The organism is Odoribacter sp. N54.MGS-14 (assembly GCF_000980295.1).
GTDB lineage: Bacteria > Bacteroidota > Bacteroidia > Bacteroidales > Marinifilaceae > Odoribacter > Odoribacter splanchnicus.
On record NZ_LARL01000010.1, the window covers coordinates 68,891 to 76,792 of the forward strand.

Sequence of the window (7,902 nt, forward strand, 5' to 3'; positions counted from 1 at the left end):
AACTTTTTCTTATTTTACTGTATAAACAAACTTCCATTGGACAGGTCGAGAAAAACTTTTCCTGTATACTTCACATCACCGACAAATTTAGTTCCAATAGTAACGTTTCGTTCGGCCGTAGTTTTTTCATCCAAAGTTATTCCTTTAGCCAGGTCCATCTTCAAGGATTTATTATGTTTCAATTCGAGCTGATAGCCTGCTTCTTTCATAAAAGTCAATCCCACTTTTGTAAAAGAACCTTTCAAACGGATCTCGGAAAACAACAGTTGTATATTGCGAACATTCATCTCCCCCATTTTCATATCCATATCCATATAACTACCCAAATCCTGTACCTCATATTTGGTAAAAGACGAGCTACCGGTCAATTCTTCTACATCCCCGATTTTCATTGTCCCGCCGGAAGAGCGCAAGTTCAGCTTACCCATCGATTCCAACTCTCCGTCACAAGCATTGGTTTCTAACCGAACATCATCACCGGAAGCAATCCGAATGGTACAATTCCGAAACTCTCCTTTCATCAAAGCCACCTCTTCTACATTGAAAATTCCTTTCTCTTGCTTGATGTACAATTCTCCTCCGCTCAAAGCAGTCGCTTTAAAATCCCCGACACGAATATCCGCATTTACCTCACCTGAAAAATTAGTCAGGTATACATTGCCGTTTGTACTGATCAATCTCAACTTGATTCCTTTCGGAACAGATACTTTATAGTCGACATTTAATGTCGTGTTGGTCAGAAACTGCTTCAATCCCATGTCTTTCCCGAATTCGGTCTTAAAATTGAGATATTGCCCGGTAATCGTTTCTCCTATCTGAATCAATTCGAGTGTTTCATCCGCTTTCACCCCCGATTTAGCAGTCACCTTCATGGCTACAGCTACTTTGATCTCATCCCCATCCACCTGAACAATTTCCATTTTTCCATATTGGTTGGACAACACCAACTCCTCGATCCCGGCTTTAGGATAAGTTTTTTCATATTTTTTCTCACTGGTTTCGGCTTTCGATTGAATTCCCGCAACCAACAGGCACAACACTGCAATTAGCACTTTCATATTCTATCAGATTAAAATTTTGAATTTTCAGCTTCTTCTTCCATTTGTTTGTAACGGGCAGCCAGATAAGCGATCATTTTACTGAACGATTCCATAGCCGCTACCGTTTCCGGATGAATCTCCCGTTTTTGTAATTTCAGCATCAGCTGTCCATACAAACCGTTTAAAGCCAATTCCACATCCGAGACCGTATCGTCCACACCGGCTTTCCTACGAAACTCCACCAAATTTCCGGCCGCCTGGGTCACCAATTGCCGATATCTCCCGTCATGAGCCTGGTGCAACAAGAAAAAGTGTAATTCGGTCAGTTCATCCACTGTATTTTTCAGGGCCTGAATATGCCCTTTCTCTTCCACTTTTTCTTTTTGCATAATAGCGATCAGGTTATCATACCAATCATGAATTTCCTTCGAAGTCCGTTCATCCGCCTGGAAACCGGCCACCAGATAACGATCCACCTGCTCCATATCCAGCTTCAAAGCCCGGAGCATATCTTCAAGCTGCCACATATACAAAATATATTCGGCAATATTATTCTTTTTTTTCTCTCTGGCTATTAACACAATACGATCTGGTTTTAATTTATAGGTTACAAGTCGTAATCATCTCCTTCTTTCATTTTATCGATCATCCGGCGATCACGTTTCGTGGGACGCCCTAACCCCCGGGGACGCGATTCAAAGCCATAAACTTTTACCGCATTCAACAAAGCCAAATTTTCAGGTGGAGTCACCTCTTCCACAAAATCAACCGCCAATTGTGCCGACATCCGCTTCGCCGTAAGTGCCTTCACCCGATAATGCCGTTCAATAGGCGGAATCCTTACTTTCACAATCTCACCTCCCTTCAGTTCACGGGAAGCCTTGACATGTACATCTCCGATGGTAACATGTCCTTTGCCACATTCTTCAGCAGCCAGAGAACGAGTTTTAAATATCCGGACTGCCCAAAGCCATTTATCTATTCTTACTTTCTCCTCCACGATTTCACTAATTAAGCCTTTCCCCTTTAATTTTTTACTTTCTATCTGTATTAAAAGTATTCATTGTCCTTATAATACCTTGTAATACAAAACTAGTAATAATTTCTCCACCCCGTTCCAACAAAGCCGGTAATTTTTCAGCTTCTTCGCCCTGCCATGTTCCCAGCACATAATCGATCTGCTGTCCTTTCAGGAAATCATTACCGATACCGAATCTCAAACGGGCATAAGCAGAGGTGCCTAATAAGGCATTGATATTTTTCAAGCCGTTATGTCCTCCGTCACTTCCTTGTGCTCTTAAACGCATCTTCCCGAAAGGTAAGGCCAGGTCGTCGACAATAACCAACAAATCTTCCAGAGCGATCTTTTCTTTTTGCATCCAATAACTGACAGCTTTACCACTCAGGTTCATGTATGTATTGGGTTTCAGCAAGACCAAGGTCCGACCTTTCAATTTCATTTCGCAAACAGCCCCATAACGCATATCTTCAAAAACAGCATTGGACGCTTTAGCAAAAGCGTCCAATACATTAAATCCGATATTATGTCGCGTATCCTGATATTCCGGGCCGATATTTCCTAACCCAACAATAAGATACTTCATAATTTATCTGTTATTTTCCTTCCTGAGCAGCAGCACGGGCAGCACGAGTCAGTTTAATTTGTGCAACAACAACCTCTTTCGCATTTACAATCTCAAAGTTTTCAAAAGACAGGTCTTTCACTTTAATAGATTTTCCTAAGCCCAGATTCGTTACATCCAATACAATTTCTCCCGGCAGATTAGCAGGAATAGCTTTCACTTTCAATTTTCTAACTACCAAAGAAAGTTTACCACCAGCCTGTACACCTTCAGCAAATCCCTGTAATTTAACAGGCACTTCCATTATCACTGGTTTATCTTCGGAGATCTGATAGAAATCCATGTGCAATACACGGTCGCTTACGGGATGGAACTGGATTTCACGCATAACAGCTTCGTAGCTCTGTCCTGCTACATTTACTTTTACGATGTATACAACCGGAGTGTAAAGCAATTTTTGCAAATCTTTTTCAACCACTGAAAAATGTACATTTTCTTTACCACCATAAAGAACACAAGGTACTTTCCCTTCAGCTCTCAGCAGATTAGTCGCTTTTTTACCCAGATCAGTTCTCAATTCTCCCTGTAATTCAAACACTTGCATAATAAATCTTTTTTTGTGCTACTCAGAAACAGATTTCAACTCCGGGGGTATAAGCCAGTCTGTCTCCCCATTACACGATTTCAATTATTCCCCGTAAAATCAGGGGGCAAAGATAGGAAATAAATTTAAATATGAGGTCTCTAACGGATTTGAAAATATAAAAAACAAATAAAAACTTTTTTCTTTCAAATAATGATTATACTTTTGCCCATTATTAATCAATTAAACAAATAAAGAAATGGCTTACGTAATATCTGATGACTGTATTTCATGCGGCACATGTGAAGGAGAATGCCCGGTAGGAGCAATTTCTATGGGTGCTGATCATTATGAAATTGACCCTAATGCATGTACAGATTGTGGTACTTGTGCTGGTGTTTGCCCGGTTGAAGCTATCAAACAGGCTTAAATATTATAACAGCATGAAAAAATAAAGCGGGGCTCTTGCTCCGCTTTATTTATTATAGTCTTACCGACTACTGATCACCTGAGTCATCCTGACATCGTGCACTTCGGTCGGAATCCGGTCTAACAACTGAAAATCAAAACAAATCCCTATTTTACAAGCCTTCGTCTGTGACAAAATCTTATCATAAAAGCCTTTCCCCCGGCCTAAACGATTCAAAGTCCGGTCAAAAGCGACGCCCGGCACCAAAATGACATCGATTTTATTCAAATCGGTAAAAAGCCGGCCGACAGGCTCCGGAATAGCATACCCTTCTCCGGGACACAATTTTTCGCGGCCGTCGAAATAACGGATTTCCAATTCATCCCCCTTTACACAAGGTAATAAAATGGTCTTTTCTTCTGCCCATTTACAAACAAAGTCATGCGTAAACACTTCGTCGTCCATCGACCAATAAGCCAACACTACCCGGGCCCGTTGAAATACCTCATTATGCTCCACCTGTTGCCAAACGGAAGCGGACATTCTTTTCTTATCCTCTAGCGTATACTGCTTTTTTATCTCCCGAATCTGTTTTCTAATTTCTTTTTTTTCCATCACCCTTTTTCTATTTTTTACTTTCTACCTTTCATTTCCTCCCCCTCTTTGTTTTATCTTTTTACCTTTTACTTTTTATCCCCCCCTTCAACTTCTCCCCCCCTCCTCGCTTTTAGCCTCTAGCCTTTCGCTTTTTACCTCCCTAAGGCCTATACCCCGCTTCCCTTAATATTTTATGATAATCTTGTTCGGCCATCAACCTTTCCAAGGACACATTCTTCTTTTTCTGCATATATTTTCCGACAATACGGTATCCTGTCCACACCACTGCACGTCCAGGTGATTCGACAGGCATACCCGATGTAAAAGGAGCATCGTTCAGATATTTCGTCATGATGCGTTGTTGAGTCGAGAATAAATAATCGTTCTCGATCAGAAACCGCCAGATCTGTTCCTCATTATTCCGGCACCATTCTTCTTGCTCTGCGGTAAATCCCAACAAGCGATATCCCTTCTCTTCGGGAAGAATCTGCTGTAGCAAATACATGATTTTCCCCTGATAGATCATCCCGCTAATCAAATCATTCTTCAACGGTCGAAACACAAATTCAACCGTCAACCAGCCGGTCAGGGCATCCCGGACAATATCCTCCCGGGTCATCTTCTGCCGTGCATAAACAGGCACCGGCACAGCAAGCATGCTATAAAAAATGCAGTCTTTCCCTAAATAATTATCCAAGCTGATCCCGATAGCAGCACTATCTACGATAATAGACTGATTAAATCCGGAAATATGGGTATATACTTCCGGGAGAGTGTGCTGAGGAAAATAATAACGATAATAAGCCCAGGCTTGTGAAAACTGTTTTTCCAGATCACTGATATCTGTATATCGGATAGCTACCGTATCGGCCACCTCTCGCATAACAGGATCTTTTAAAAACAGGGCCAATAGATTGGAGAAATTAGAATCAGAGGCTCTCCCCAACTGCAACACACCGATTGTATAGGTATCCCAATAACGTCCGTATTTTTTTTGCAGTACCCCCCAATCGGGTAGCACTGTGTCTAAACGAAATAAATCCAGATCCAAACGTCCGATCTTCGTATCTTTCAATAAATTCCTAACTTCCGGAGCCGGATTTCTCTTACAGCCGGAAAACCAAAAACCAAGAATTATTAGAATTAAAAGAAACTTCAAGGCCATTTTTAATTATTTTGATACTAAAAATCGTAATTTTACGGCAAAGATAAACGAAAAGATAAAAAGGTAATACGATAGTTGCTTAAAGTCGGTAAGAATCTCTGAGACTCAGAACGACTTTTTAACCTGTAATACACTAAATTATGATCATTGCTATACCACAATTAAATTATAAAGCCGGAGATATTCAAGGAAATAGCGAAAAAATCATTTCTGCGATCCAAAAGGCTCAAAATCAAAAAGCAGAACTGATCCTATTCCCGGAACTGGCTGTTTCCGGCGCATTGCCCCAGGATTTACTGGAGAGAGAGGAATTTGTAAATGCCTGTCGTATGGCCGTAGAAAAAATCGCAGCCACATGTACTCAAATTGCAGCTATTGTAGGAGCACCGAATTTGGATAGCGAAAATGGTATTATGTACAACTCAGCCTATTTTATCCAGAATGGGGAAGTGGTAGACGGTGTTCATAAAAACATCCTGAGTGATTATGATATTTTCAGTGAAAGCCGTTATTTTATCGCAGGAGAAGATAATACGCCGATCCGGTATAAAAATCAAAATATACGGATTTTATTCGACGAATACGAATCGGAATACATCGACAAAACAGATAGCTTTGTCATCTTTATCGGTATGACTCCTTTTACTGTCGATAGTAGCCGGGAAAAGCGGAAAGTACTGGCCACTTTGGCTCAAAAATACAATAAAAACCTGATCGCTGTCAATCATGTAGGAAGTTATACTTCTGTACTGTTCGACGGTAATTCAATGGTTTATAACTACAAAGGGAAGAAAGCTTGCCAATTGAACGAATTTGCAGAAGACTTTCAGCTCATTGATACCAATAAATTAGGTACCCCTACACTTCAATCACCTGTTTCTCAAGACCGGATCGCTCTGCTCCATAAAGCATTGGTCTTCGGTATCCGGGATTACTTCGAAAAGAACGGTTTTCAAAAAGCTATCTTAGGCTTATCGGGAGGTATCGATTCCGCCGTAGTCGCTGCTTTGGCTGCCGAAGCTTTAGGAGCACAAAATGTTATGGGACTTTTAATGCCTTCATGTTATTCCACCGAACATTCGGTTCAAGACGCATTAGCGCTGGCAGAAAATATCGGAATGCCCCATGAAACCATTGCCATTAAAGCAATCTACGAACAATATCTGGAAGCCTTACATCCTTTATTCAAAGACCAGCCCTTCAATGTAGCAGAAGAAAATCTTCAGGCTCGTACCCGGGGAATGTTGGTTATGGCCATGTCTAACAAATACGGCTATATTCCCCTGAATACTTCCAATAAAAGTGAAGCAGCTGTCGGATACGGCACGCTTTACGGCGATCTCTGCGGTTCACTGGGTACAATCGGAGACGTTTTTAAAACCGATATCTATGCGTTAGCCCGATATATCAACCGGAATCAGATCATCATTCCGGAAAATACTATACAAAAAGCACCATCAGCCGAATTACGGCCGAATCAAAAAGATCAGGACTCTTTACCGGACTACAACGAATTGGACGGTATCTTAAAACTATACCTGGAGGAAAACCATTCACCGGAAATGATTATAAAGGCAGGTTACCCGAAAGCTACTGTCGAAAAAGTCATTCAAATGGTAAAACGAAATGAATACAAACGAGCTCAATGTCCCCCGATCATCAAAATCTCTAAAAAAGCTTTCGGATACGGTAGAAAATATCCTTTTTAATTATGACCATCATCACTGATAGCGATTTACACGACAGTTTATGCCAAATCTGTATCGAAAGTCCTCATTCCTTACTCTCAGAACTAGGGTATGCGGCAAAACAAAAAATTATCGAAACAACAGTCTGCATTTCCTATAAAAAAGGAGACCTGATTTATCAGGAAGGAGACATGCCGACAGGCTTACATTGTCTTTTGACGGGGAAAGCTAAAATTTATAAAGAGGGCATCGGAGGACGCCAACAAATTGTTCGTATGGCCAAGCCGATCGGTTTTATCGGTTACAGAGCTTTCTTCGCCGAAGAAATACACATTGCTTCGGCTGAAGCTCTTGAAGATTCTATCGTTTGCCGGATTAAAACCGAATTGATCTTAGACATCGTCCGAACGACACCCGACCTGGCCATGAGTATTATCCGCGCACTGGCAACCGACCTCGGTTTTTCGCATCGTCGTACAGTAACCCTCACCCAAAAACATATCCGGGGACGTCTGGCTGAAGCTTTGCTGGTATTAAAGGAAACTTATGGCTACGAAGCCGATGGCTGTACGTTAAAAATTTGTCTCACCCGGGAAGATCTGGCCAACTTGTCCAACATGACCACGGCCAATGCTATCCGTACCCTTTCTAATTTTGCCACAGAAGGTATTGTCGGACTGAACGGCAAAAAAATCAAAATCATAGATAAAGAAAAACTCGAACAAATCAATAATCAGGGGTAAACCCGATCATCTCTACTTGTAATAGTCAAGACTTAATCTGACAGTTACGTATAAAAAGAATAAATTTGTAACAGAAAACAGATTGAGTTATGAC

10 protein-coding genes are annotated in these 7,902 nt (G+C 41.2%); 3 read left to right on the forward strand and 7 right to left on the reverse strand.

Annotation, left to right across the window (positions count from 1 at the left end; translation table 11 throughout):
* Nucleotides 1-14 precede the first annotated feature (14 nt).
* Genes WS42_RS03965 through WS42_RS03985 form a run of 5 tightly spaced genes read right to left on the reverse strand, consistent with a single transcriptional unit; the run spans nucleotide 15 to nucleotide 3,227 of the window.
* Nucleotides 15-1,058: a DUF4097 family beta strand repeat-containing protein gene (locus WS42_RS03965; RefSeq protein WP_022159713.1), complete on the reverse strand. Its 1,044-nt coding sequence runs from the start codon at nucleotides 1,056-1,058 to the stop codon at nucleotides 15-17.
* Between the two features lie 11 nt (nucleotides 1,059-1,069).
* Entirely contained in the window at nucleotides 1,070-1,621 is a 552-nt protein-coding gene (locus WS42_RS03970; protein ID WP_013612315.1) for a DUF4924 family protein, read from the reverse strand.
* A 26-nt stretch (nucleotides 1,622-1,647) separates the two neighbouring features.
* Nucleotides 1,648-2,040 carry an RNA-binding S4 domain-containing protein gene (locus WS42_RS03975; protein ID WP_013612316.1) on the reverse strand — a complete coding sequence of 131 codons (393 nt, stop codon included), beginning with the start codon at nucleotides 2,038-2,040 and terminating at the stop codon, nucleotides 1,648-1,650.
* Between the two features lie 34 nt (nucleotides 2,041-2,074).
* Entirely contained in the window at nucleotides 2,075-2,644 is a 570-nt protein-coding gene (gene pth / locus WS42_RS03980) for an aminoacyl-tRNA hydrolase (RefSeq protein ID WP_022159714.1), read from the reverse strand.
* A gap of 10 nt (nucleotides 2,645-2,654) precedes the next feature.
* Nucleotides 2,655-3,227, reverse strand: coding sequence for a 50S ribosomal protein L25/general stress protein Ctc (locus tag WS42_RS03985; protein WP_013612318.1), 573 nt, complete (start codon nucleotides 3,225-3,227; stop codon nucleotides 2,655-2,657).
* Between the two features lie 238 nt (nucleotides 3,228-3,465).
* Here WS42_RS03985 and fdxA point away from each other — a divergent pair, with 238 nt between their 5' ends.
* Nucleotides 3,466-3,636, forward strand: coding sequence for a 4Fe-4S ferredoxin (gene fdxA, locus WS42_RS15290; protein ID WP_013612319.1), 171 nt, complete (start codon nucleotides 3,466-3,468; stop codon nucleotides 3,634-3,636).
* Nucleotides 3,637-3,696: 60 nt separating this feature from the next.
* On the opposite strand, the gene WS42_RS03990 is transcribed toward fdxA, so the two are convergent.
* The gene (locus WS42_RS03990) at nucleotides 3,697-4,230 is read right to left on the reverse strand and encodes a 5-formyltetrahydrofolate cyclo-ligase (RefSeq protein WP_013612320.1); all 534 of its coding nucleotides are present in this window, start codon (nucleotides 4,228-4,230) and stop codon (nucleotides 3,697-3,699) included.
* 142 nt (nucleotides 4,231-4,372) lie between these two features.
* Nucleotides 4,373-5,377 (reverse strand): gliding motility lipoprotein GldB, encoded by a 1,005-nt coding sequence (gene gldB, locus WS42_RS03995; protein WP_046404222.1) that lies wholly within the window; start codon nucleotides 5,375-5,377, stop codon nucleotides 4,373-4,375.
* 140 nt (nucleotides 5,378-5,517) lie between these two features.
* On the opposite strand from gldB, the gene WS42_RS04000 reads away from it, so the two are divergent.
* Both WS42_RS04000 and WS42_RS04005 read left to right on the forward strand, forming a co-directional pair.
* Complete coding sequence (locus tag WS42_RS04000) at nucleotides 5,518-7,086, forward strand: NAD+ synthase (protein ID WP_022159716.1); 1,569 nt, start codon at nucleotides 5,518-5,520, stop codon at nucleotides 7,084-7,086.
* 2 nt (nucleotides 7,087-7,088) lie between these two features.
* On the forward strand, nucleotides 7,089-7,808 hold the full coding sequence (locus tag WS42_RS04005) for a Crp/Fnr family transcriptional regulator (RefSeq protein ID WP_013612323.1): 720 nt from the start codon (nucleotides 7,089-7,091) through the stop codon (nucleotides 7,806-7,808).
* Nucleotides 7,809-7,902 lie beyond the last annotated feature (94 nt).

Coding starts and splice junctions, on each gene's coding strand:
- WS42_RS03965 (WP_022159713.1), bottom strand. CDS start 1,058: ATGAAAGTGCTAATTGCAGTGTTGTGCCTGTTGGTTGCGGGAATTCAA.
- pth (WP_022159714.1), bottom strand. CDS start 2,644: ATGAAGTATCTTATTGTTGGGTTAGGAAATATCGGCCCGGAATATCAG.
- WS42_RS03985 (WP_013612318.1), bottom strand. CDS start 3,227: ATGCAAGTGTTTGAATTACAGGGAGAATTGAGAACTGATCTGGGTAAA.
- fdxA (WP_013612319.1), top strand. CDS start 3,466: ATGGCTTACGTAATATCTGATGACTGTATTTCATGCGGCACATGTGAA.
- WS42_RS03990 (WP_013612320.1), bottom strand. CDS start 4,230: ATGGAAAAAAAAGAAATTAGAAAACAGATTCGGGAGATAAAAAAGCAG.
- gldB (WP_046404222.1), bottom strand. CDS start 5,377: ATGGCCTTGAAGTTTCTTTTAATTCTAATAATTCTTGGTTTTTGGTTT.
- WS42_RS04000 (WP_022159716.1), top strand. CDS start 5,518: ATGATCATTGCTATACCACAATTAAATTATAAAGCCGGAGATATTCAA.
- WS42_RS04005 (WP_013612323.1), top strand. CDS start 7,089: ATGACCATCATCACTGATAGCGATTTACACGACAGTTTATGCCAAATC.